The organism is Acidovorax sp. Root275 (assembly GCF_001428965.1).
Classification (GTDB): Bacteria; Pseudomonadota; Gammaproteobacteria; order Burkholderiales; family Burkholderiaceae_C; genus Acidovorax; species Acidovorax radicis.
On sequence record NZ_LMJH01000009.1, the window covers coordinates 480805 to 504406 of the forward strand.

At 62.7% G+C, this 23602-nt stretch carries 21 protein-coding genes; 8 read left to right on the plus strand and 13 right to left on the minus strand.

All coding sequences use genetic code 11. The features are described from left to right. Positions 1-57: 57 nt before the first annotated feature. The 3 genes from ASE52_RS17235 (at position 58) to ASE52_RS17240 (ending at position 4228) form a co-directional block, all read left to right on the plus strand. Complete coding sequence (locus tag ASE52_RS17235; protein ID WP_057227835.1) at positions 58-1122, plus strand: recombination-associated protein RdgC; 1065 nt, start codon at positions 58-60, stop codon at positions 1120-1122. A 161-nt stretch (positions 1123-1283) separates the two neighbouring features. Further along, the gene (locus ASE52_RS25250; protein ID WP_082606916.1) at positions 1284-2300 is read left to right on the plus strand and encodes an acyltransferase; all 1017 of its coding nucleotides are present in this window, start codon (positions 1284-1286) and stop codon (positions 2298-2300) included. Further along, positions 2297-4228: an acyltransferase family protein gene (locus ASE52_RS17240; protein ID WP_140426256.1), complete on the plus strand. Its 1932-nt coding sequence runs from the start codon at positions 2297-2299 to the stop codon at positions 4226-4228. Before ASE52_RS25250 ends, ASE52_RS17240 begins: the two co-directional genes overlap by 4 nt. 43 nt (positions 4229-4271) lie before the next feature. Here ASE52_RS17240 and ASE52_RS17245 read toward each other — a convergent pair whose 3' ends face one another. The 3 genes from ASE52_RS17245 to ASE52_RS17255 all read right to left on the minus strand — a co-directional run bounded on the left by ASE52_RS17245 (position 4272) and on the right by ASE52_RS17255 (position 7282). Beyond that, on the minus strand, positions 4272-6233 hold the full coding sequence (locus tag ASE52_RS17245; protein ID WP_241777035.1) for a beta-galactosidase: 1962 nt from the start codon (positions 6231-6233) through the stop codon (positions 4272-4274). 94 nt (positions 6234-6327) lie between these two features. Further along, positions 6328-7077 (minus strand): gamma-glutamylcyclotransferase, encoded by a 750-nt coding sequence (locus ASE52_RS17250; RefSeq protein ID WP_057227841.1) that lies wholly within the window; start codon positions 7075-7077, stop codon positions 6328-6330. A gap of 22 nt (positions 7078-7099) precedes the next feature. After that, the gene (locus tag ASE52_RS17255; RefSeq protein ID WP_057227843.1) at positions 7100-7282 is read right to left on the minus strand and encodes a hypothetical protein; all 183 of its coding nucleotides are present in this window, start codon (positions 7280-7282) and stop codon (positions 7100-7102) included. A 158-nt stretch (positions 7283-7440) separates the two neighbouring features. Here ASE52_RS17255 and ASE52_RS25255 point away from each other — a divergent pair, with 158 nt between their 5' ends. After that, entirely contained in the window at positions 7441-7611 is a 171-nt protein-coding gene (locus tag ASE52_RS25255) for an MAPEG family protein (RefSeq protein ID WP_082606917.1), read from the plus strand. Between the two features lie 30 nt (positions 7612-7641). Here ASE52_RS25255 and ASE52_RS17260 read toward each other — a convergent pair whose 3' ends face one another. The 7 genes from ASE52_RS17260 to ASE52_RS17290 all read right to left on the minus strand — a co-directional run bounded on the left by ASE52_RS17260 (position 7642) and on the right by ASE52_RS17290 (position 15296). Then, positions 7642-8439, minus strand: coding sequence for an enoyl-CoA hydratase-related protein (locus ASE52_RS17260; protein WP_057227845.1), 798 nt, complete (start codon positions 8437-8439; stop codon positions 7642-7644). Positions 8440-8525: 86 nt separating this feature from the next. Then, complete coding sequence (locus ASE52_RS17265; protein ID WP_057227847.1) at positions 8526-10325, minus strand: AMP-dependent synthetase/ligase; 1800 nt, start codon at positions 10323-10325, stop codon at positions 8526-8528. Continuing rightward, positions 10322-11140, minus strand: coding sequence for an ABC transporter ATP-binding protein (locus tag ASE52_RS17270; protein WP_057228525.1), 819 nt, complete (start codon positions 11138-11140; stop codon positions 10322-10324). Before ASE52_RS17270 ends, ASE52_RS17265 begins: the two co-directional genes overlap by 4 nt. A 178-nt stretch (positions 11141-11318) precedes the next feature. Further along, the gene (locus ASE52_RS17275; protein ID WP_010465041.1) at positions 11319-12500 is read right to left on the minus strand and encodes an ABC transporter substrate-binding protein; all 1182 of its coding nucleotides are present in this window, start codon (positions 12498-12500) and stop codon (positions 11319-11321) included. Between the two features lie 17 nt (positions 12501-12517). Further along, positions 12518-13555, minus strand: a complete 1038-nt coding sequence (locus ASE52_RS17280; RefSeq protein WP_010465042.1) for a branched-chain amino acid ABC transporter permease — start codon at positions 13553-13555, stop codon at positions 12518-12520. Next, on the minus strand, positions 13555-14436 hold the full coding sequence (locus ASE52_RS17285) for a branched-chain amino acid ABC transporter permease (RefSeq protein WP_035197514.1): 882 nt from the start codon (positions 14434-14436) through the stop codon (positions 13555-13557). The genes ASE52_RS17280 and ASE52_RS17285 overlap by 1 nt, the downstream gene beginning before the upstream one ends. Then, positions 14433-15296, minus strand: a complete 864-nt coding sequence (locus ASE52_RS17290; RefSeq protein WP_057227849.1) for an ABC transporter ATP-binding protein — start codon at positions 15294-15296, stop codon at positions 14433-14435. Before ASE52_RS17290 ends, ASE52_RS17285 begins: the two co-directional genes overlap by 4 nt. Positions 15297-15451: 155 nt before the next feature. Here ASE52_RS17290 and ASE52_RS17295 point away from each other — a divergent pair, with 155 nt between their 5' ends. Continuing rightward, positions 15452-16306, plus strand: a complete 855-nt coding sequence (locus tag ASE52_RS17295) for a TetR/AcrR family transcriptional regulator (protein WP_241777036.1) — start codon at positions 15452-15454, stop codon at positions 16304-16306. A gap of 66 nt (positions 16307-16372) precedes the next feature. On the opposite strand, the gene cueR is transcribed toward ASE52_RS17295, so the two are convergent. Both cueR and ASE52_RS17305 read right to left on the minus strand, forming a co-directional pair. After that, the gene (gene cueR, locus ASE52_RS17300; protein ID WP_277814407.1) at positions 16373-16939 is read right to left on the minus strand and encodes a Cu(I)-responsive transcriptional regulator; all 567 of its coding nucleotides are present in this window, start codon (positions 16937-16939) and stop codon (positions 16373-16375) included. A 36-nt stretch (positions 16940-16975) separates the two neighbouring features. Then, positions 16976-17179: a cation transporter gene (locus ASE52_RS17305; RefSeq protein WP_057227851.1), complete on the minus strand. Its 204-nt coding sequence runs from the start codon at positions 17177-17179 to the stop codon at positions 16976-16978. A 167-nt stretch (positions 17180-17346) separates the two neighbouring features. On the opposite strand from ASE52_RS17305, the gene ASE52_RS17310 reads away from it, so the two are divergent. The 3 genes from ASE52_RS17310 (at position 17347) to ASE52_RS17320 (ending at position 22294) form a co-directional block, all read left to right on the plus strand. Continuing rightward, entirely contained in the window at positions 17347-19674 is a 2328-nt protein-coding gene (locus tag ASE52_RS17310) for a heavy metal translocating P-type ATPase (protein ID WP_057227852.1), read from the plus strand. A 118-nt stretch (positions 19675-19792) separates the two neighbouring features. After that, on the plus strand, positions 19793-21460 hold the full coding sequence (locus tag ASE52_RS17315; RefSeq protein ID WP_010465065.1) for a methyl-accepting chemotaxis protein: 1668 nt from the start codon (positions 19793-19795) through the stop codon (positions 21458-21460). A gap of 246 nt (positions 21461-21706) precedes the next feature. Beyond that, a complete protein-coding gene (locus tag ASE52_RS17320) occupies positions 21707-22294 on the plus strand; it encodes a hemerythrin domain-containing protein (protein ID WP_057227855.1) in 588 nt (195 codons plus the stop codon). Positions 22295-22453: 159 nt separating this feature from the next. Here the strand turns inward: ASE52_RS17320 and ASE52_RS17325 are convergent, their stop codons facing one another. Further along, positions 22454-23557 (minus strand): alkene reductase, encoded by a 1104-nt coding sequence (locus ASE52_RS17325; RefSeq protein WP_057227857.1) that lies wholly within the window; start codon positions 23555-23557, stop codon positions 22454-22456. Between the last annotated feature and the right edge of the window lie 45 nt (positions 23558-23602).

Genomic DNA, 23602 nt, shown 5'->3' on the forward strand with positions numbered 1-23602 from the left:
GGCGTGTTCGGCTTTTGCCGGTGGTTTGTTTAACGATTTCCCAACAAAAGGTTTTCCGTGTTCAAGAACATGATCGTGTACCGCATTGCGCCGCAATGGCAGGTCGAATTGACGCAAGTGGAAGAAGCCCTGGCCAAGGTGCCCTTCCTGGAATGTGGTGCCACGCAGGAAAAATCCCTGGGCTGGGTGCCGCCGCGCGGTGATGCGCACGGCCCGCTGGCCGAATCGGTCGGGGGCCAGTGGATCCTGCGCTTCATGGTCGAGTCCAAGGTATTGCCTGGTAGCGTGCTGGCCCGCCGCGTGAAGGAAAAGGCCGAGCGCATCGAGCAGGAAACCGGCCGCAAGCCTGGCAAGAAGGAAAGCAAGGAGCTGAAGGACGAGGCCAAACTCGACCTGCTGCCCATGGCCTTCACCAAGCAGGGATCGATGTGGGTGTGGATAGATACGGCATCGCGCCTGCTGGTGCTGGACACATCCAGCCAGGGCCGGGCCGATGAAGTGGTCACCCTGCTGATCGAAGCGCTGCCCGGGCTGTCGGTGTCGCTCATCAACACCCAGACCAGCCCGCAGGCCGCCATGTCCCACTGGCTCAAGGAACAGGAGCCGCCCGTGGGCTTCACGGTGGACCGCGAATGTGAACTCAAAAGCGCCACCGAAGAAAAAGCCGTGGTGCGCTATGCCCGCCACCCGCTCGACATCGAAGAGGTGCAAGCCCACATCGACGCCGGCAAACTGCCCACCAAGCTCGCGTTGACCTGGGACGACCGGGTCTCCTTCATGCTCACCGAAGGCCTGCAGATCAAGAAGGTGTCGTTTCTGGACACCGTGTTCGAAGGCACCAAGGCCGACGACGGCGGTTTTGACACCGATGTGGCGATTGCCACGGGAGAGCTGGTCAAGCTGATTCCGGATCTGATCGAGGCGCTGGGGGGGGAGGCGGAGAGTGGAGCGGCGAGTGCGGCGGCTGCTGTGGCCTCGGAAGGAGGCAGCATGCCCGCGCCTTCCGTGGCATCACGTGCCGCCACGACCTCAGCACCTGCGCGAAAAAGTGGTGCTGGTGGGGTGGTGACGGGGCCTGCGCAAGTCCCGGTGGATACGGATCCGGAGTCGGCGCCGTTTTGAGGTGTAAAGGGCGTGCCGCGAAGGTGGTTCGTCCCCTCTAAGGCAAAGTGCCCTGCCCAAAATACGACGGATTGTTTTTCGTCCGAGGGTTGCGTGAAACGCAATCAGCACCTACCAATTCTGGTAGTTAATATTTAAATTTCTTGCCATAAAATATTCTGATGAATATTAATACCCTTTCATCAAAAAATCATTCCATCGAGACTTTAAGAGCGGCTGCAGTGATTCTGGTTTTTATAAATCATCTTCACTCTTTGAATGTTGTCTCTATTCCGTATTTTGGAGTTGTTGGCGGATGGATTGGAGTACAGATTTTTTTCGTTATCAGTGGATATCTGATCATTCAGAGTGCACTTCGTTATTCCGCTGGGGATTATGTAAAACAACGAGTTTTTAGAATATATCCAGCATATCTATTTTGGTTTGTTTTATTTTCTTTTGTTTTTGGCCAATTTCAATCTGATTCGGTTGACTTCAAAAGTCTGTTGATCCATCTATTGTTTCTTCAGCATTTTTTCCCGGAAGCATATCTGAAATACAACGCCTTGAGTGTCAGCTGGACGTTGACCATCGAGGTGGTGTGGTATGTCATCGCTTTTCTTATTGCCACAAGGTTTATTAAAAATCCATCCAAGATCACGGCAGGCTTTGTGCTAGTTGCCTGCATCTGGGTATATGGAGGTACAAAATGGCATCCTCTGGTTGATAGTATGGAAGGAATATATGTGTATTTCTTTGTTCATAACAATGCAATTGCCCAGATGCCATTTTTTGTTTTCGGTGCGTGGATTGCGGTCAAACAACCGAAATATGATAAGGCAGCATTGCTGGCTATTTTTATATCCACCGTTGTACTTTTTAAGTCATGGGAGCCAGTATTTCCATCGCCTATATTTCTAACGGGGCTTGGAGTGTCCGCACTCTTTCTGATTTTAGAAAATAATGATTATAAAAATCCAAAATCGGTAAAAATTCTTTCTGATATATCATATTCATTTTATTTGATTCACTATCCTGTGATTGTGTTGTCATCTCAATTTATTGATAATAAATATCATCAAATTTTCTTGGCATTATTTGCAACCGTGATTCTTTCTTATATGAGTTATAGACTGATTGAGCAGCCATTCATGAACATGGCAAAAAAGAAACCAAAAACAATTTTGGTGGCTCAGTGAATCCGGATAAAAAAATAGAATACCGTCCCGATATTGATGGATTGCGCGCCATTGCGGTATTAATGGTGCTTGCGGTTCATGCATCTCCAGCCAGCCTGCCCAATGGATACGTGGGTGTAGACCTGTTTTTCGTGATTTCGGGTTACCTCATCACATCCATTCTGTGCAGAGAGTTGGCCCAGGGGTCCTTTTCCATCAGGGATTTTTACGTTCGCCGAATCAACCGTATTTTCCCTGCCCTGATCCTAGTGCTTCTGGTCTGCTTGCTTTTGGGCCCTGCGCTGATGTACCCGGGCGAATATGCGCAAATGGGTAAGTCGGCGCTGTTCAGTGCCTTGTTTTCAGCCAACATTCATTTTTATCTGGAGTCTGGCTACTGGGATGTAGCCAGCAAACTCAAGCCGTTGCTGCATCTTTGGTCGCTCGGGGTAGAAGAGCAGTTTTACCTGTTGTGGCCATTGATCCTGCTCTGGGCACATCGTACGAAACGCTCCATGGTGACGGTTTCCCTTGTCGTGGTTTTTGGCTCGATGGTGGTGAATCTCATCCTCACGAACAAAAGTCAGGCAGCGGGCTTCTACCTGCCGTTCGGGCGCCTTTGGGAGTTGGCCTCTGGAGGGGTGATTGCCTGTATTCAGTGGCAATCCTGCAGCAACCCGTCCGGAAATGCTCCTTATGACAAGCAGCGGCAGGATGTATTGAATATTGCGGGATGGTCTGGCATTGCGTTGCTGGTTGCCACCCAGGTTGTGTTCATGGATGCCACCGCTTTTCCAGGTTTCTACACCGTTGCGGTGGTGATGGCTGCTGCAATGCTGGTGCTGGCGGGTCCTGGCGCTTGGTTCAACCGCAAGGTGCTCTCGCATCCCGCAATGGTTTATGTGGGCAAACTGAGTTACCCGCTGTACCTGTGGCATTGGCCGCTGCTGGTATTCGTACGTCTGCTGGGAGATGGGCAGTGGTCGTCATCCCACCGAAATTTGGCGGTTCTGGCTTCGATCGTTCTGGCCGTGTTGACCCACCATGGCGTTGAAAGACCGTTGTCCAAGCATGTGGAAAGCAGGAGATTTCTTGCAGTCCTGCTTTTGGCGCTGATGACGGTGGCAGGAGGGATCGCTTGGCTCGGCTTTGCTGGCAAGGTTCCGTTGACCGGTGTGCCCTACCCCAACGCAGCATTGACCGCTTACGACAAGCCGGAGATAAAAAGCCAGGGGAAGGTAGCACTGGTGGGTGACAGCAATGCCGGGCACTTGTTCTACGGCCTCTCGTTGCTGTATGGGAGTCGACTGGAGGTCGCGTCCACGCCGGGCTGGCCCTACCTTGATGGGGTCAGGTACCGGCCGGGCTATGTGCCGCATCCAGAACATGTGGGTACCCCGCAGATGACTGAACAGGTATTGCGCCGTCTGGAGTCAGATTCAGACGTCCGCTTGGTTGTTCTGTCGAATGTGTACTTGATTTACTTCACTGGCAATAGCCTGCGCAGTATCCGAGGGGCGGGGCCCGATGAGACATCGACCCAGGCGTATGAACGCGGCCTGCGGCGCACCCTGGAGCGGCTGGTGGCCAAACAGAAGAAAGTGGTGTTGGTGAAGTCCATTCCTATTCATTCGGTGTTGCTGAATGTGACAGGCTGCGCTGGTGATGTCCGGCCCGCCTTGCGCCGCGAGCCCGCTGAATGTTTGCGGGCCAGGGATGCTGTCGATGCTGAAAGACGGGAATACGACGCCATGGTGGAACGGGTGATTGGCGGGTTGCAAGGCGTGCATGTGTTGAACACGCTCGATGAGCTTTGCGATGCTCAGTACTGCTATATCAACCACAAGGGGGTACAGATGTACATCGACCCAGGCCATTTCACTACGGCCGGGAGCCAGCTCATGGCGGCTGCCCTTGCTCGCAAGATTGAAGACGCGCTGGCGCCATGAAGCCTGTGGCCCCAGGGCCTCCGGGCCCTGGTCTGGCGGGTTTTCAGTTTTGCAATGCAGGCCGTTTGGTGGCCACTTTTGCAATCTCGCTCACAAACAGTTTCTTCCACGCATCCTGGGTTGAATCGGCGACCAGTTGCGGCATGAACCCGAATGCCAAAGTGCGTTCGCCTTTCACCAAGATGCCTTGTTCCCGTTGAAGCAGTTCTGTGGCCAGTATTCGGTATCCGGGGCGGGGCGTGATCGACGCGTAACCTGCGTACAAGCGTTTTGAAGGCTTGAGCCGGTAGACTTTGCCGTCGATCAGGAAGATGCCGCCGTTCTTCTTCCACTCGACATTGGCTATGCCGAATACCTCGTGCATCCAGTCAAAGGTGGGTTTGCCGTTTTCGTCGAATTCACCCAGACGCATGTCCTGAATGAGCGCGCCGCCGTTTTTCCAGTAAGCGGTCAACTTGGTCTTGATGCTTTGCGGCATGGCCACCTGGTGGGGCACCAGGATGGCATCCAGCTGTTGGATGATGGGGTCGTCTGCGAGAAGGTTTTTTTCGCCGATGACGTGGATCTGCATGCCGGGCTCGCTGCTCAGGATCTTGTAGGACGCGAACAATGCATCGCGGTGGGTGTTTCTGTCCGCGCTTTTTTCACCGTGCCACACGTGGAAATTGGTGGTGGAGCCCAGGATGCCAATCCTGATCCGGCGGTCCGGGCCAGCCGTCGCAACGGGATCAGGCTTGGCAGTGCTGGTGTGAATTTTGTTCAGTTGCAGGTTTGCCAGCGAGCCACCGCCTGCCTGGTGCTGGAGCCCCCCGATTTCGTAGCCCACCACACGGGCCTGGGACAGCGATTGGGCGATCGAGCGCTGGATGACGGGGATAAGTTCTGGCGTTTTCTTGGCCGCTTCCCACCGCTCTGCGTAGGCACCGACCATGATCTTCTTGTAGCCCAGCGAGCCCATGTAGTTGGCAAGTGTGGGCAGCACATCCGGATCTGCCACCAGGCCGTAGCCGTCGTAAAAATTGAAATCGATGACCGCGATGTCGATGCATGGGGCCAGTTTTTCCACAATACCGGTGGCGTAGATGGCGTCATGCGATGTGAAGGTCTCCGCAAAGTAGCCAATCGCTTCTGCACCCTTGCTCCGGATCACGTTGGCGTAGGCACAGGTGGCTTCCTGGAGCCGGGCTTCCCGGAATTCCTTGTGGGCATGCAGCAGGGGTTCTGCTTTGGGCACACCTGCAGCGATGTTGTTGTTGTAGTTGATGATGGGTTGCTTGGCGTTGTATTTGTTGACAAACGCATTCTGTGTGGACTCTTTGTAGTCCCTCCACTGATAGCCCATTTGCCCATACTTGATTTCGTGCTCTTCCTGGAGGCCGATGGCGTAGCCCAGAACCTTGCCGGGGTAGCGTTTGGAAAAGTGATCGACCGTTTGTGCAATGAACGGGTCCGCGTAGTTCCTGATCGATGCATCGGTGAAGTCGGGTTGCCAGCTCGGATCGCCCGAGAAATTGCGCATGGCCATGTCTGGATGCGCTGTGGTGATCCATTGCGGCACCGTTGACATGTGGGGCACGAGCTGGCCGGTTTCGTCCTTGTAGGGGCGTCCACCCATGTCAATGACCAGCAGCAGCGACAAGCCGCCGTTGACGATGGCATCCAGATGGCGGTGGTAGTGGGCAAATTCGTACTGGCCCTTGCGGCGCTCGATATCGGACCAGTTCAGATAGACGGTGGCGTGGCTGAAGCCCTGGGCCTTGAGTTCGCTGGGCAGATTCTTGTTCTGATTGAGGTCCCAGGGCATAACGATGATGCTGGAAACGGGGGCGGGTGGGGCTGCATGGGTGGTCAGCGCAACCAACGAAACAAGGATGGCAGCAATGCGGAGAAATTTTTTCATCAAAGCGCTGGAAGAGAGGTTCGTAGAAGGTGTTGGGCGGCCTGGATTCACAAGATGCGCCACTCGCTGAGTGGGAGAAACTCTTGCAACGAGAGGGACTTCCATTCCATTGTTCCATGAACAACAGGGGCACTTTGATCTTGTACTGCGCTACACCGGCGCAGGTTTGCAGTGCGTCGCTGTGTGCTGAGAAGCTCGTTCAGCAGGCCCTCTGCACCATCTCCGCCAGCGCATGCACATAGGGGTCCTCGATGCCCAGCACGCTGAATTGCGCGACCAGCTGATCAAGGTATTCGCGGTTGCTGCCGATGCGGCCACAGGCGCTGGCAATGGTGGCGGCGGTGGCCTGCATCGACAGGTCGCCCCGGTAGTGAGGATGGGCTGTATTGGCCGTCAGCACCAGCGCCTGGTTGACAGTACCCTGTGGGGTCTGCAGTGGAAGCAGTGCGGGGCAGTAGGCGCCAGTGATCATCTCGCGGCGCCAGAGCAGGCGTGACTCCTCGGGCACCAGCGGGGCGGGGATGCGGAACACCAGGCCTTCGCACTGCTGGCCCGCGTGATTGTCACTGTCACGCTGCAGCGTAAGCACCAGGCCAGGGCAATCGGGTGTGCCTCGACCAATGGTGGTGCCGAGGGCAAAACGGCGCACATACCCGGGCAGGGTGGCCTTGCGCACTTCGTCAAAGTGAAACCCCGGGTTCCACATCAGCGAGCCATAGGCAAACACCCACAGGTCGTCCTGCCGTGCGGTGATGGCGTCCAGCACCTGGCGGCGCGAGCGTTCCACATCGCTATCGGGCAGACGCCAGTGGGCGGGCAGGCCCTGGCCGCGCGCCTGGGCATCCCATTCGGCGAGCACTTCGTCGGTCAGGCGCAGGCCCGAGGCATGGGCAGGGATGAGCTGGCCTTGCAGCTCAGGCAGGTGGGCAAAGGCGTCTGGCGTGGTCATGTGCAGTCAGTTTGGCAGCAGCTTATCGGTGTGCCACATCGAACACCAGCACCTCGGCGCCCACGCCGTCGTTGAGCAGCACCAGCACGTTGCCATGGCTGGGGTCGTGCAGGCCCCAGCAGCTGCCAAACGAAAAGCGGTGTGCGCTGTGCAGCCAGCGGGTGGAGGATTGGTCTCCGTCCGTGGTTGCGCGGACAGTGATCATGTTGGGTTGTCCGGGTGCTGGCGGGGGGTTGTATGGGTGGTCGCTTTTTTTGCCTGTCAGGCGATGGCATGGTGTGAACTGTAGAGGGCGACGGCGCCCAGATAAACAAGGGGCAGGCCAACGGAGTGTTCTGAAATCGTGACCAATCGGACGATGCGGTGCAGACCGCGCTGGCGTGGGTCTTTGTGGCTGGTCGTGTTGCGCACAGCCTGGGTCAGATCCTCACCACCAATGTGCGACTGCGTGGCTTGGTGTTCACCGTCAACTTTGTGGCGGTGTTGAGGATGTGGGGCTGGCTGGTTGCGGTGCAGGTGGCGGGTGCGAACTGACGCCGCTGTGGCGTTCGCTTCGGCTTCGAATCAGCGGCCCACAAACTGCGGGCTTTGGCGTTGGTGAAAGGCCTCTACCCCCGCTCGGAAGTCCTCGGTGCCCGCGCAGTGCACAAAGGCGTCTTTTTCTGCAGCCAGCTGCTCGCACAATGTGCGGTCCATCGATTCGCGCATGAGGCGCTTCATGGCGCCGTAGGCCATGGTGGGCCCGGCGGCCAGGTGCTGGGCCAAGGTGGTGGTGGCCGTCTCCAGTTCGACGGCGGGCACTACGCGGTTGATGAGGCCCATGCGCAGGGCGTCGTCGGCCGTGAAGGCTTCACCCATCAGCGCGATTTCCAGCGCCTTGCGCACGCCCACCAGGCGCGGCAGCGCCCACGATGCGCCCACGTCGCAGCTGGCGCCCAGGTTGATATAGGCAAGGTTGAAGCGCGTGCCTTCGGCGGCGATCACGTAGTCCGCCATCAGCAGCAGGCTCAGGCCCGCACCGGCTGCCACGCCGTGCACCTGGGCGATGACGGGCGCGTTCATCTGTGCCAACAGGAGCAGTGCTGCGTTGAGCGGCGTGAGGATGTCGATGGCGCCCAGCACCGGGTCGGCCCGCAACGTGGCCAGGTCGCCCCCGGCCATGAAACCCCGGCCGTTGCCAGCCAGCACCACGGCACGCACACCAGGGTCGGTGGCGACAGTCTGCACGGCTGCGAGGAAGGCGTCGGCCATGGGCACGTCGATGGCGTTGAGGGCATCGGGCCGGTTGAAGCGCAGCGTGGCGATGGCGCCGTTGCGCTCCAGCAGCAGGGGGGCGGTAGGGGCGGCGGCGGTGTTTCTCATGTCAAATTGGCTTCTGGCGCTTTATGGGTATGCGCTAATAGCTCCTGTTTTGATAGTAATCTGCACGGCGCGGGGTGAGCCCCGGGCTAGTGGTACAGCGCCTCGATCTCGGCCGCATAGGTCTTGTAGATGCTGGAGCGGCGTACCTTCATGGTGGCGGTCACCTCGCCGTCATCGTGGTCCAGCTCTTTGGTGAGCAGGTGGAACTTGCGGATCTGCGACACCTGCGCGAGGCGCTGATTGCCCTGGTTGATTTCGGCATCGATGAGGCTGCGCACCTCGGGGTGTTCCACCAGCGAGCGAAAGTGTGTGAACGGAATGCGCCGCGCCTCGGCCCACTTGCCCACGGTCTCGTAGTCGATCATCACCAGCGCACCGACAAACTTGCGCGCCTCGGCCACGATGATGCATTCCTTGATGAAGGGGCTGCCCTTCATGGTGTTCTCGATCTCGGACGGTGTGAGGTTCTTGCCGCCGGCCGTGATCATGATGTCCTTGAGGCGGTCCACGATCTGGATCTGGCCTTGCGATTCGCGCACCACGTCGCCCGTGTGCAGCCAGCCGCCCACGATGCTGCTGGCTGTGGCCTCGGGGTTCTTGTAGTAGCCCGCAAACACCATCTCGCCTTTGATCTGAAGCTCTCCGTTGTCCGCAATGCGGTGTTCCACGCCCTGCGTGGGCACGCCCACGGTGCCCACCACTACATGGTCCAACCGGTGGCCCGTGACCATGCCGGTGGATTCGGTCAGGCCATACACCTCGATGAGCGGCACGCCCAGCACGCGGAAGAAGCGCACCACGTCGGGCGGAATGGGCGCGGCGCCGGTGAGCGCCACATGGGCATTGCGCAGGCCGATGAAGTTCTGCAGTGCGCGGAAGACGAGCCAGTAGCTCGCGGCATAAGTGAGCTTGTCGCCAGCGCTCCAGTTGCCGCGCGGCTTCTCGGCCAGCGGTTTGCAGGCGTTGTAGGCCTTGTGGAACAGCGCGCGGCGCAGGCCACCCGTTTCCTGCAGCTTGATGTGGATGGCCGCGTGCAGCTTCTCCCAGATGCGGGGCACGCCCAGGAACATGGTGGGAGCGACCTCGCGCAGGTCCTCCTGCACGGTGCGGATGGACTCGCCAAAGTTCACTTGCGAGCCGATATACACGGGCACAAAGCTGGTCAGCATCTGCTCTGCCACGTGGCACAGCGGCAGGTACGACAGGTGCGTGGTCTCGCGCGTCAGCTCCAGCCTATCCACGATGCCGGGCACCACGCCCCGGATGTTGCGGTACGAAATCATCGCGCCCTTGGGCTTGCCGGTGGAGCCCGAGGTGTAGATCATCAGACCCACATCGTCGAGCCGCTGGCGTGCGAGTGCGTCGTCGATGAAGGTTTGTTGATTGGATGCCGCGCCCAGCCGTTCCACCTCGTCAAACGTGGTGATGAACTGCCGCACCTCGGGCGCAAAGCTGCGCAGGCCCTTGGTCTCCATGACCACGATCTTTCTCAGGCGCGGCAGCTCGGGCAGTGCGGCCAGCAGCTTGTCGGTCTGCTCCTGGTCTTCGCAGACCATGATCTCGATGTCGGCATGGCCCACCACATAGGCCACTTCGTTGGTGGGGCTGGTGGGGTACACGCCCACCGTCACGGCGCCCACCAGGCCTGCGCCCATCTGGGCCAGCACCCATTCGATGCGGTTCTCGGAGATCACGCCCACATGCCCGCCCGCAGGCAGGCCCAGTGCCCGCAGGCCCAGGCCGAAGTGGCTGGCGCGCTGGTGGTACTGCGCCCAGGTGAAGGGTTTCCAGATGCCGAAGTCCTTTTGCCGGATGGCGATGCGGTTCGCGTCGGTGCGTGCGCGCTCGCGCAGCATCTGGGGCAGGGTGAGGTCGGGAAGGGTCATGACAACCAGCGCTTTCTGCGCTTGTAGTGTTTGATGTCCTTGAAGCTCTTGGCCTCGCCACCACCGCCCATGCCCAGATAGAACTCGCGCACATCGGGGTCGTTGGCCAGGCGTTCGGCCGTGCCGTCGATCACGATCTTGCCGTTCTCCATGATGTAGCCCCGGTGCGCCACGGCCAGGGCCACAGTGGCGTTCTGCTCCACCAGCAGCATGCTGGTGCCGCGCTCGGCGTTGATGCGCGCGATGATGGTGAAGATGTCTTCGACCAGCTTCGGAGAAAGGCCCAGCGAGGGCTCGTCGAGCAGGATGAGCTGGGGCTGTGCGATGAGCGCGCGGCCAATGGCCAGCATCTGCTGCTCGCCGCCTGACAGGTACCCGGCCAGGCCCTTGCGCCGCTCATGCAGACGCGGAAAGTAGCTGTAGACCAGGTCGAAGTCCGGTGTTGCATCCTTGCGGCCCGTGAGCGCATAGGTGGCCGCCACCAGGTTCTCTTCGACCGTCAGGTCTTCAAACACGCGGCGGCCTTCCATCACGTGGCTCAGGCCGTTGCGCACCAGTTGCTGCGGCGCCAGGGCCGCTGTGGGCTGGCCATTGAAGTGGATGCTGCCGCTCTCCACCGTGCCATCTTCGAGCGCCAGCAGCCCCGACACCGCTTTGAGGGTGGTGCTTTTTCCCGCCCCGTTGCTGCCCAGCAGCGCCACGATCTGCCCACGTGGCACGGCCAGCGACAGGCCGCGCAGGGCCTGCACCACCTTGTTGTAGATGACCTCGATGTTGTTGACTTCGAGGACGTTGGTTGGACCGTTGTCTGTCATGGACATTGCCAAAACGTCGCTGCACGTGCTTGACCGGCGATGTTGGCGATCGCATGGCCTGCGCGCGGGGCACCGAGCAAGGGCCGCCCCGCAGCGAGGGTGCCGTCCCCTTTCCCGCAGCGCGCAGCGGTGCGAGAGAAGGGGGAAGCGGCGCAGCCGCTCAGGGGGATGGTCCGCATCAGAGCTTGATCCAGTCAGACGCGGCCACCATTTTTTGCGCCTTCATGTCGGCGCGGTACACGCGCCCCACGGGGATGGAGTTGCCGCTGATGGTGATCGGCACGCCGATCAGGCCGCCGGTGTCGAAGTCCTTGATGCTGTTGAGCGCGGCCTTGAGGTTTTTGCCATCGAGTGGTTTGCCCGCATCCAGCGTGCGCTTGGCCGATTCGGTGAACAGCATGGCGGCCAGGAAGCCCTGGATGTAGGCCGTGCTCTGGTACTCGGGGCGCAGCGCGCGGATCTTCTCCAGCATCGGCGCTTTCTCGGTGTCGTAGTAGTAGCGGTAGGGCATCACGCCCATGAAGCCATCGGCGGCCTCGCCCATCTTCATCACGGTGGAGCTGTCCATGGTCCAGAAGGTGCCCATCCACTTGCTGGTCATGCCCTGTTGTTTGCCCTGGGTGATGAACTCGGGGATGGGGGCCAGGATGTAGCCGTGGAAGATGGTGTAGTCGGGCGCTGCGCGGCGCAGCTTGATGACTTCGGTGGACACGTCCACGCTGCCTGCGGGCGTCATGATCTTGACGGGCACCGACAGGCCGAGCGCCTTGGCGGCAGCCTCGCTTTTCTCGATGGGGTCGCGGCCGAACTCGGAGTCGGAGTACACAAAGGCCACCTTGGCGCCGGGCTTCTCTTTGGCGATGTGCTTGAGCAGGATGCCGAACATCTCCGTGTAGTCAGGGCCCACGAGGAACTGGTTCGGGTACTTGGCAGGGTCGTTCAGCTCGGATGCGAACGAGGCCCCGGCCATCAGCGTGGTGCCTGCACGGTCCAGCTCGGGGTTGATGGTCTTGGAAAAGCCGGTGGAGTCGCCGTAGTACAGGTTCACCTTGTTCTGGCTGGTGATCTTCTTGTACGCGGCCACGGACACATCGACCTTGTAGCCCGTGTCCTCGGGCACGTACTTGAGCTTGCGGCCCTTGATGCCGCCTGCGTCGTTGACCATCTTCACGTAGTCGCCAATGCCTGCGTTGATGCCCACACCCGCAAACGCGAACACACCCGTGAGCGGGATAGAGCCGCCAATCACGATGTCTTCACCCGACTGCGCCAGCACCGACAGCGGGCTGGTGAGCGCGGCGGCGCCAGCGGCACCGAGCAGCAGGTGGCGGCGCTGGAAGGAAGTGTGTGGTGTGTCCATGTTGTCTCCTGAATGGTTTAGTTGCGGAAAGGCCAGAGATGGAAAAAACGGCGGATGCGCCGCCACACTTCGGCCAGGCCATGGGGCTCGAAGACGAGGAAACCGATGATGAGCAGGCCAAAAATGACGGTGCGTACAGGCGAGAGGAACACGGTGAGTTCCGCACCCCCGGGCAGCAGGCCCACCAGGAGCTTGAGCAGCTCAGGCACCATGGTCATGAACACCGCGCCCAGGATGCCGCCCAGGATGGAACCCATGCCGCCGACGATGATGGCCGCGAGGAAGAAGATGGACATGAGCAGCGGAAAACTCTCGGGCGTGACCACGCGAAAGAAGTAGGCCCACAGCCCCCCCGCCACGCCCGCGTAGAACGACGACAGGCCAAACGACAGCAGCTTGTAGCGCAGCAGCGGAATGCCCAGCACCTCGGCCGAGATGTCGCGGTCGCGAATCGCGATGAAGGCACGGCCCACGCGCGTGCGGAACAGGTTGGCCGCGCCCAGCAGCATGAGGAGGGTGACCGGCACGATGAGCCAGTACAGCCGGAACGAGGTGTCGAGCGCCATGCCAAACAGCTTGGCGGGCGGCACGCTCAGGCCACCGGTGCCGCCGGTGAACTTCCAGTTGGCAAAGATGAAGTGCGCAATGAACGATGCGGCAATGGTGGCAATCGCCAGGTACAGCCCCTTCACGCGCAGCGAAGGGATGCCCACCACGATGCCACCCAGCATCGCGACAAAGCCACCGGCCAGCAGGTTGAGCACAAAGGGCGTGCCCACCTTGGTTTCCAGCACGGCCACGGTGTAGGCGCCCAGGCCCATGAAGGCGGCCTGCCCCAGGCTGACCAGGCCTGTGTAGCCCGTGAGGATGTTGAGCCCCGTGGCGCTGGCCACGTTGATGCTGACCAGGCAGGCCAGGTACAGCCAGTAGTCGCTGGCCATGAACGGGAACAGCACCAGCAGCGCGGCGCCCACGGCCAGCCACACTTTTTGCGTGCGCGAGTCGAACAGCGCCGCGTCGGCGATGTAGGTTTCCTTGAGGGTTCCGATGCGCATCAGAGTCTCTCTATCTCGTGGGTGCCGAACAGGCCGTAGGGCCGCACCAGCAACACGGCGACCAGCACGATGAAGGTGGCCAGCAGCTTGTATTCACCGCCCAGGTAGGCCCCGGCCAGCGCTTCGATCAAACCGATGAGCACCCCCCCGATGAGTGCGCCCAGCACGCTGTCGAGCCCGCCCACGATGACCACCACCAGCACCGACAGACCGAACACGCCCATGCTGGACGAGATGCCGCCAATCGAGCCAACGATGATCCCGGAGACCGCCGCGATCATGGCCGACACCACCCAGGCCAGCGAGAACACACGCGGCACGTTGATGCCTACCGAATACGCGGCCGCTTGGTCGCTGGCCGTGGCGCGCAGGGCCACGCCACCGCGCCAGAAGCGGAACACCACCAGCACCGCCGCGATGAACACGATGGCAATCACCGCACCCCAAAACACCTTGGGCGCGAGGAACGCGTCGCCCACCATGATGGGCTGGCTGGGCATGAAGTCGGGCAGGCGGCGCTGGTCGGCGGTCCAGATCATCTCGACCAGGCCCACGAGCACCGAGGCCAGGCCCACTGTGACCATGAAAACGGAGATGGGTGGCTCGCCCAGCAGCGGGCGGATCATGGTGCGCTCGATCACGGCACCCAGCAGGCCTGTGCCCAGCACGGCCGCCGGAATGGCCAGCCACAGCGGCAGCGCAAACGTGGCGGCAAAGGTGAAGAACAGATAGGCACCGACCATGAGCAGCTCGCCAATGGCGATGTTCACGACGCGCGTGGCCTTGTAAACCATCACGAAGGCCAGCGCAGCGAGGGCGTACAGCCCGCCGCCCGCGACGCCGGTGAGGCTGATTTCAAACAGGTAGGCCCAGTCCATCATGCGGCTCCCTGCGGGGTGGTGGATTGGCTGCTGGCCCGCAGCTTGGCGCGCAGGTCGCCCACATCACCGGCACCCAGGTAAGCGCGGACGACTTCGGGATCAGCCTGCACGGCAGCGGGGGCGCCCTGGGCGATGACCTGGCCGAAGTTGAGCACCACCACGTGGTCCGACAGGTCCATCACCATGCCCATGTCGTGCTCCACCATGAGCACCGTCACGCCCCACTCTTCGCGCACGTCGAGAATGAAGCGTGCCATGTCTTCGGTCTCTTCGCGGTTCATACCGGCCACGGGCTCGTCCAGCATCAGGATCTGTGGCTGCATCGCCAGCGCACGGGCCATCTCCACGCGTTTTTGCAAGCCGTAGGGCAGGGCCGACACGGGCGCATGGCGGATGTGGTCGATTTCGAGGAAGTCGATGATGCGCTCCTCGATGTCGCGGCGCAGCTCGGCCTCTTCGCGGCGCGCGCGGCCCAGGTAGAACAGCGCTTGGAGCACGTTGGTTTTGAGGTGCGCGTGGCGGCCCAGCTTGATGTTGTCGAGCACGGTCATGCCACGGAACAGCGCAATGTTCTGAAAGCTGCGGCCCAGGCCCAGCTTGGCGCGCTGCGGCGCCGGGATGCGCGTGATGTCCTGCCCCTGAAACCGGATGGAGCCCTGGCTGGGCCGGTAAAAGCCCGAGATGGTGTTGAACAGCGAGGTCTTGCCCGCGCCGTTGGGGCCGATGACGGCGGTGATGGAGCCAGGCATCACATCAAACCCCACACCGGTCAGCGCCTTCACGCCGCCAAACGCCAGGGTCACGCCCTGCACCTGGAGCAGGGGCGTGGCAGCAAAGGGGCCGGAAGGGGTTGTCTCCATTGGCTTTCTAATACGGGTTGTTCGCAGCTTCTGACAGAAATTTCTCTGGAACTCTGCAGAAATTTCCTACTTGTGCGTAAACTATTTACTCGTGAGTAGATTTTGGAAGCCGCCACCCCATTCAGCATCCGTACTTTCCCGAGGAATCGCCCCCCATGCCCCAGGCCAAAGCGGCATCGACCCGACGCAGCAGCAAAAGCAGCACGAGCGGCAGCAGCACCCAGCGCGCGGCCCCCAAGCCCTCATCCTCAGCCCCGTTGCCCCCGGCCCAGGCTGCTGCACCCGACGAAGCGTCGCCCGCCGCAGCTTCGCCCTGGGCTCCGGTATCGCACCGCGAGCGACAGCGTGAGGCCAAGCGCAACGCCGTGCTGCAGGCGGCGGCGCAGCTGTTCAACGAGCGCGGCTTTCACGCCACTTCGCTCGACGACATTGCCGCGCGCCTGAACGTGACCAAGCCCACGCTGTACTACTACGTGAAGAACAAGGACGAGATCCTGTTGCAGTGCGTGAGCAAGGGGCTCACGATGATGCTCGAAGGCATCGACGCCTCGCGCGCGGCCGGCGGCAAGGCCATCGACCAGCTCATGACCTGCATGCAGGTGTATGCGCGCATCGTCACGCAGGACTTCGGCATGTGCCTGATCCGCGTGGGCGACGAGCAGCTGCCGCCCGAGAGCCGCAAGGAGCTGCGCCGCCTCAAGTCCGCCATCGACCAGGAGTTCCGCCGCCTGGTGGCCGAGGGTGTGGCAGAAGGCTCGCTGCAGCCGTGCGACCCGAAGATGACGGCGTTTGTGATTGCGGGGGCGTTGAGCTGGATCGGCCGCTGGTACCAGCCGGGTGGCGAATACACGCCCGAGCAGGTAGCGCAGCAGTGCATTGCGACGCTGTGTGACGGGGTGCTGCGGCGGTCAGAAAAGATCGCGGCATCGGACGCTGCTTCGGCTCCAGCCACCCAACGCAGGGTGGCAGGCGGCAAAGCCAAGGCCCCAGCGCGGTCCGGCGGGGCCTGACAGGCCTTGCTAAACCAGGATTTGAGAAAAATTGGCCTCTGGCGCTTGATAGATAAGCGCTGATAGCTATTGTTTTAATAGCGTTTTGTGGGGTGCCCTTGCGCCGCTGTGTTCCACCTGCCCCGCCGCCAGGTCATCCAATATCGGGCAGTCCGGCCGGTCGTTGCCCTTGCAGCAGGACACCAGCGTTTGCAGGCTGCGCTGCATGGCCTGCATCGAAGCAATGCGTTCGCTCAGGTCTTCGATGTGGGCCTGGGCGATGCGCTTGACCTGGCTGCTGGCGCGGCCGCGGTCGTGCCACAGGCCCAGCAGTTCGGCGATTTCTTCCATCGAGAAACCCAGGTCGCGGCTGCGGCGGATGAAGTGCAGGGCGTGCACGTCGGCCTCGGTGTACTGGCGGTAGCCGCTGTCGGTGCGTGCCACGCCTTTGACAAGGCCCAGCGATTCGTAGTGACGCACCATGCGTGCCGAGATGCCCGCGCGCTGGGCAGCGACGCCGATGGGCACGGGCCAGGAGGTGGCGCGGGGCTTCGTAGCGGCCTTGGTGTCGGTGATGCCAGTGCTGCCTTTACTGCCGTTACTTCCGTTGGCGGCTTGGCCCGCCGTGGTCCGCGTGGAGTGGGGCGTGGTCATGGTGTGGCCCTCGCTGGGTGCATGGTGGCGTGGCACTCAGGCCGCGACGGTGTAGCCTTCTTCGGCAATGGCGGCAGCCAGGGCCTCACGGGGTGCCGTGCTGTCCACGTCCACCTTGCCGCTGGCGCGGTCGATGCGCACCTGGGCGTTGGGGTCTACCTGCTGCACGGCCTGGGTGACGGCGCGTTCGCAGTGGCCGCAGGTCATGCCTTGAACTTGGAAAGTAGTGGTGGTTGTCATGGGGTGTCCTCGGGTTGGTTTTCAAGAGGGCCGTTGAAGCGACCGAAGCGAATGTTGAAGCTTGACATCGTGGCAGAGTCAAACACCGCTCAAGACACTCATGATGTGAGGGTTGATCAATATCAATGCTTGACCTTGCCATCACGTCAAGGATCACCATCCTCGCCATGAACACTCCAACTCTCGATTCCTCTGAGGCCGTCCATTCGCTGGACCTCGGCATCTCCGGCATGACCTGCGCAAGCTGTGTGGGCCGCGTGGAGCGTGCGCTGCGCAAGGTGCCGGGCGTGCAGGAGGCTTCGGTCAACCTGGCCACCGAGTCCGCGCGGATTGCCTTCGCCACCAGCGTGGGTGCCGATGCCGCTGCGGTGGAGGCGCTGCTGCGCCGCGCGGTGCGCAACGCGGGCTACGAGCCGCGTGCCGCAGGGCAAGACGATGTGCCCGAAGACCTGTCGCCCTGGGCCGGCTTCATGCCCGTGGGCATCGGCCTGCTGCTATCGGCGCCGCTGGTGCTGCCGATGGTCGGTGACCTGTTCGGCCAGCACTGGATGCTGCCCGCCTGGGTGCAGTTCATGCTGGCCACGCCGGTGCAGTTCATCCTGGGTGCGCGCTTCTACAAGGCGGGCTGGCATGCGGCCAAGGCGCTGTCGGGCAACATGGATTTGCTGGTGGCGCTGGGCACGAGTGCGGGCTGGGGCCTGTCGATGTGGCTGTGGCTCACGGCCCATGAAGGACATGCACCGCATTTGTACTTTGAAGCGTCGGCCGTGGTCGTCACGCTGGTGCTGCTGGGCAAGTGGCTGGAGGCGCGCGCCAAGCGCCAGACCACGGCGGCCATCCGTGCGCTGCACGCGCTGCGGCCGGATGTGGTGCATTTGCTGTCCAAGCAGGGCGAGGTGGATGTGCCGGTGGCCGAGGTGCTGGTGGGCGACCGGCTGGTGGTGCGGCCGGGTGAACGCATCCCGGTGGATGGCACGGTGCATGAGGGCCACACGCAGGTGGACGAGTCCATGCTCACGGGCGAGCCCTTGCCGGTGGCCCGCGATGTGGGTGCAGCGCTCACGGGCGGTTCGATCAACGGCGACGGGCGCATCGTGATGGCCGTGACGGCCGTGGGGGCCGAGACGGTGCTGGCCCAGATCATCCGGCTGGTGGAAGACGCGCAGGCGGCCAAGGCGCCCATCCAGCGGCTGGTGGACCAGGTGTCTGCCGTGTTTGTGCCCGTGGTGCTGGTGGTGGCCTTGGCCACGCTGCTGGGGTGGCTGTGGATGGGTGTGGGCATGGAGGCCGCGTTGATCCACGCCGTGGCGGTGATGGTGATTGCCTGCCCGTGTGCGCTGGGCCTGGCCACGCCAGCGGCCATCATGGCGGGCACGGGGGTGGCGGCCAAGAACGGCATTTTGATCAAGGACGCGCAGGCGCTGGAGCTGGCGCACAAGGTGGATGTGGTGGCCTTTGACAAGACGGGCACGCTGACCGTGGGCCAGCCCCGGCTGACGGCGTTTGAGGTGGTGCCCGGCCTGGACGAGGCTGCCGTGATGGCGGCGGTGGCGGCCGTGCAAAGCGGCAGCGAACACCCGCTGGCGCGTGCCGTGGTGGCGGCTTCGGGCGAGCGGCAGATCAGCGTGGCGACAGCACAGGATGTGCGCGCCGTGCCTGGGCGCGGCACTGAGGGTGAGGTGGACGGCCAGAGCTATTTGGTGGGCAGCTTGCGCTGGATGCACGAGCTGGGTGTGGACATGGGGCCATTGGCTGCCAGGGCCGAGACGCTGCAACAGGAAGGCGCCACCGTGTCGGCCGTGGCGCAACGTGTCACGGAAGGGTTGAGCGGCGCCCGGCCGCCCGAAGCCGCGAACGCCCCCTTGGGGGGCAGCGAGGACACGAGAGCGCCGAGCTTGGGGGTGCACTATGTCTTGCGCGCCCTGATGGCCTTTGGCGACGAGCCCAAGCCCGGCGCGCGCGAGGCGCTGGCGGCGCTGAAGGTGCGTGGCATCCGCACCGTGATGATCTCGGGCGACAACCGGGGCGCGGCCGAGGCCATGGCCCGGCGCCTGGGGTTGGACCCCGGCGCGGGCGAGGTGATGGCCGAGGTCTTGCCGGGGGACAAGGCGGCCAAGGTGGCGGCGCTGCAACAGGGCAGCGACGGCAAGCACCATCATGTCGCGATGGTGGGCGACGGCGTTAACGATGCCCCTGCGCTGGCCGCAGCGGATGTGGGCATGGCGATGGGTAACGGGACGGATGTGGCCATGCATGCGGCGGGCATCACGCTGATGCGCGGCGACCCGATGCTGGTGGGAGCCGCGCTGGACATCTCGCACCGTACGGTGATGAAAATCCGCCAGAACCTGTTCTGGGCGTTTGCGTACAACGTGGCCGGCATCCCGCTGGCGGCGCTGGGCTACCTGAGCCCGGTGGTGGCGGGGGCGGCCATGGCGCTGAGTTCGGTCAGCGTGATGGCGAATGCCCTCTTACTCAAGCGGTGGCGCATGTGATAAATAGGTACGGCGCGGTCATCGATGTCTGGCAAACTGCAACGATTTGTTGCGAATCTGTGGCCCCGGGGGATGGGCGGCGGACGCATTGGCATACCCATATCAAGGACGACAGATCATGAATCTCTTCTCGCTCATGCGGCAGTTCACCATACGTTTGCGCATGCTGGGGGCCATTGGCGTGGTGCTGGGCCTGCTGGGATTGCTGGGGGGTGCGGGCATGCTGGGCATGTTCCGCATCCACGCGATGAGCGAGGACTTCACCAACAACTCCTTCGCCAAGGTGGGCTACATGGCGGAGTTGCGCGGCGAGATGGGGGCCATCCGCCAGTTCGAGAAGGACATGATCATCGGCTACGAAAAGCCGGAGGCCGTAAAGGCCTCGCACGCCAAATGGCTGGAAAGCCAGGACAAGGCCAAGAAGATTGCGGCCAAGTTTCTGGAGGGCGATGAGGATGCCGACAACGTCGTGGTGCGCAACATTGTGAAGCGCCTGGACAGCTACCGCGAACTGTTCGCCCATGTGGCCCGCCAGCTGGAGGCCAGTGGCTACGACACGGCCACCATCGCCAACCGCATGAGCGGCAAGGCTGTGGCCGAGTTCGACCAGGCCGACAAGCTGGTGGGAGAACTCGATGCCGTGCTGCGCGCCGATGTCGCCAAGGCCGTGGAGCAGCAGGGCCAGGTGTCCAACGAGACGAAATGGCTGTTTGTGCTGGCCGTGCTGATCACCGTGCTGGTGGTGGTGCCCACCACGCTGATGAACATGAACTCGATCTGCCGCCCCCTGGAAGACGCACGCAAGATGGCGCAGGCCATTGCGGGGGGTGACCTCTCGCAGCACATTGCTGCCGAGGGCAAGGACGAAGTGGCCGACCTGCAGCGTGCGCTGCGCGACATGCAGCAGGGCCTGGGAGCATTGGTGGCGCAAGTGCGCGATGCCAGCGGCAATATCGCCACGGCCAGCCAGGAAATCGCCACCGGCAACCAGGACCTGTCGCAGCGCACCGAGCAGACGGCCAGCAATGCCCAGGAGGCCGTGTCTTCGCTGTCGCAGCTCACCGCCACGGTGCAGCAGACGGCGTCGTCGTCGCAGATGGCCAACCAGCTGGCGGCGTCGGCCTCCAGCACCGCCACGCGCGGTGGTTCGGTGGTGGAGCAGGCCGTGGCCAGCATGCACGAGATCTCTGCGTCGAGCCGCAAGATCGGCGACATCATCGGCCTGATCGACTCCATCGCCTTCCAGACCAACATCCTGGCGCTGAACGCTGCCGTGGAAGCCGCGCGGGCAGGTGAGCAGGGCCGGGGCTTTGCCGTGGTGGCCAGCGAAGTGCGCAGCCTGGCCCAGCGATCGGCGGCTGCGGCCAGTGACATCAAGGGCCTGATCCAGAGCAGCGTGACGGCGGTGGACGGCGGTGTGCGCCATGTGGAAGACGCGGGCACGGCGATGAAGGACATCGTGAGCAGCGTGCAGCGCGTGGGCGACATCATTGGCGAGATCACGGCGGCTGCGTCCGAGCAGTCGGCCGGCATTGGCCAGGTGAACCAGTCGGTGGGCGAAATCGACCGCATGACCCAGCAGAATGCGGCGCTGGTGGAAGAGTCCGCCGCCGCTGCCGAGTCGCTGCGGGAACAGGCGGCGCGGCTGTCGCAGGTGGTGCAGCAGTTCCGCCTGGCGGAGGCCATGGGGCATGGCCACCCTGCCCACCGCAGCAGCAGCGTGGCGGCGCCTTATGCAGAGTCCCAGGCGCTGGCTTCCCCCGCGCAGGCGCGGCTGGCGCGCTGATCTGGCAACGTTGAGCGCCCCTTTGCTCGCCTTTGCGCGGGCCGGCATCGAAGGCCCTGCAGTGTTGGCTTGCAGGGCCTTTTGCGTTCAGAACGCAGACCAGCTCTTCGCATGCGGGTGTGCTCGCAGGGCCCTGGGCACTGCAGGGCGCTGCGTGCAGGTCGCTGTCCATTTATTGACCTGCGTCATGGGCGTGCATGGCGCCGCGTGGCACCCTCGGGCTGTGTCTAACCTGGGGAGTGCGCCATGCCGTCGATCAGCCTGCGGACCATTCGCGAAGAGCATGCATCGCTTGCGGCCGTGCTTCATTCCTTGCGCCTGATGCTCGACCAGGGCCCGGGCGATGAGCCTGCCGCGTTCTTTGACGTGATGCGGGCCATGCTGTTCTATATCGACGAGTTTCCCGAGCGGCAGCACCACCCCAAGGAATCGCAATGGCTGTTCCCCAGGGTGGCCGAGCGTGCACCCCAGGCCGCCGAGGCCATTGCGCAGCTGGAGCGTGACCACGAAGGCGGCGAGGCGGCAGTGCGCGAGCTGCAGCACCTTTTGCTGGGCTGGGAGCTGATGGGCGATGCACGCCGCGAGGTTTTTGCCGAGGCGCTGCAGCGCTATGTGCGCTTTTACCTGGACCATATGCGCGTGGAAGAAACCGTGGTGCTGCCTGCGGCACAGGAGTGCCTGCAGCCCGGCGACTGGGCGGCCATCGATGCGGCCTTTGCCAGCAACACCAACCCCCTGGCGCCCGGCAAGCCACGTGATGCGGCGTATGACCGCCTGTTCACCCGGATCGTGATGCGGGCGCCCAGCCCTATTGGACTTGGAAGCCCCTCCTGAGTCGTCTGAGGCGCCCTCCCTCTCAAGGGGGACTCCGCCAGCGCACGCCAGCGAAGCGCCGCCCGTGCGGCTCGGCGGCCCCTTGCGCGGCGGCCGCTGGCAGAGCGCTGCACCAGTTGCCGGGGGCGGGGATGAGCGCGTCGCAATGCGCGAATCATTTCATGCAGTCAGCGCGGGATAGTCCGTATACCCCTCGGCACCACCACCGTAGAGCGTGGCGCGGTTCACTTCGTTGAGCGGTGCGTTGGCTTGCAGGCGCGTCACCAGGTCGGGGTTGGCGATGAAGGGGCGGCCAAAGGCTACGATGTCGGCGCCGTGGGCCAGGGCTGTGTCAGCCAGCTCGCGGGTGTAGGCGTTGTTGACCATCCATGCACCCTGGCCACCGGCTGCACGGTATGCCGTTTTGAGTGCGACGTAGTCAAATGGACGGCCTTCCACCTCGCGCGGGCCGCCGGTGGCGCCTTCGATGATGTGCACATAAGCCAGGCCCAACGGACCCAGCTGGCGCACCACGTAGTCAAACAGCGGCTGGGGGTCCGCGTCCACGATGTCGTTGGCGGGCGTGACGGGGGACAGGCGGATGCCCGTGCGGCCACCGCCGATTTCCTCGACGATGGCGCGGGTCACTTCGAGCAGCAGGCGGGCGCGGTTTTCGATGCTGCCGCCGTAGTCGTCGGTGCGCTGGTTGGCACCGGTCTTGAGGAACTGGTCGATCAGGTAGCCGTTGGCCGCATGGATCTCGACGCCATCAAAGCCTGATGCAATCGCATTGCGGGCGGCATGGCGGTAGTCCTGCACGATGCCGGGGATTTCCTCGGCCTTGAGCGCGCGGGGCTCGGAGGTTTCTGTGAAGGTGGGCACGCCTTCTTTGATCAGCACCGTCTTGGTGTGCGCGCGGATGGCCGAAGGTGCCACCGGGTGGGCATTGCCCGGCTGCAGGTCGGTGTGCGACACACGGCCCACATGCCATAGCTGCACCACGATCTTGCCGCCCGCCGCATGCACGGCGTGGGTCACTTTTTTCCAGCCGTCGAGCTGCTCGGTGCCGTACAGGCCGGGCACGTCGGCATAGCCTTGGGCCTGGGGGCTGATGGCCGTGGCCTCGGAGATGATCAGCCCGGCGCTGGCGCGCTGCGCATAGTAGGTGGCGACCAGGTCGGTGGGGATCGCCTCGGGCGAGCGGTTGCGCGTCAGCGGCGCCATGGCAACGCGGTTGGCCAGCTGAAGGTCGCCCGCGCGGATGGGGTCAAACAAAGAGGTCATGGGGCAGGTCCTGAAAAGGTTCGTGCGGAAAAGCAGCCTTGCAGC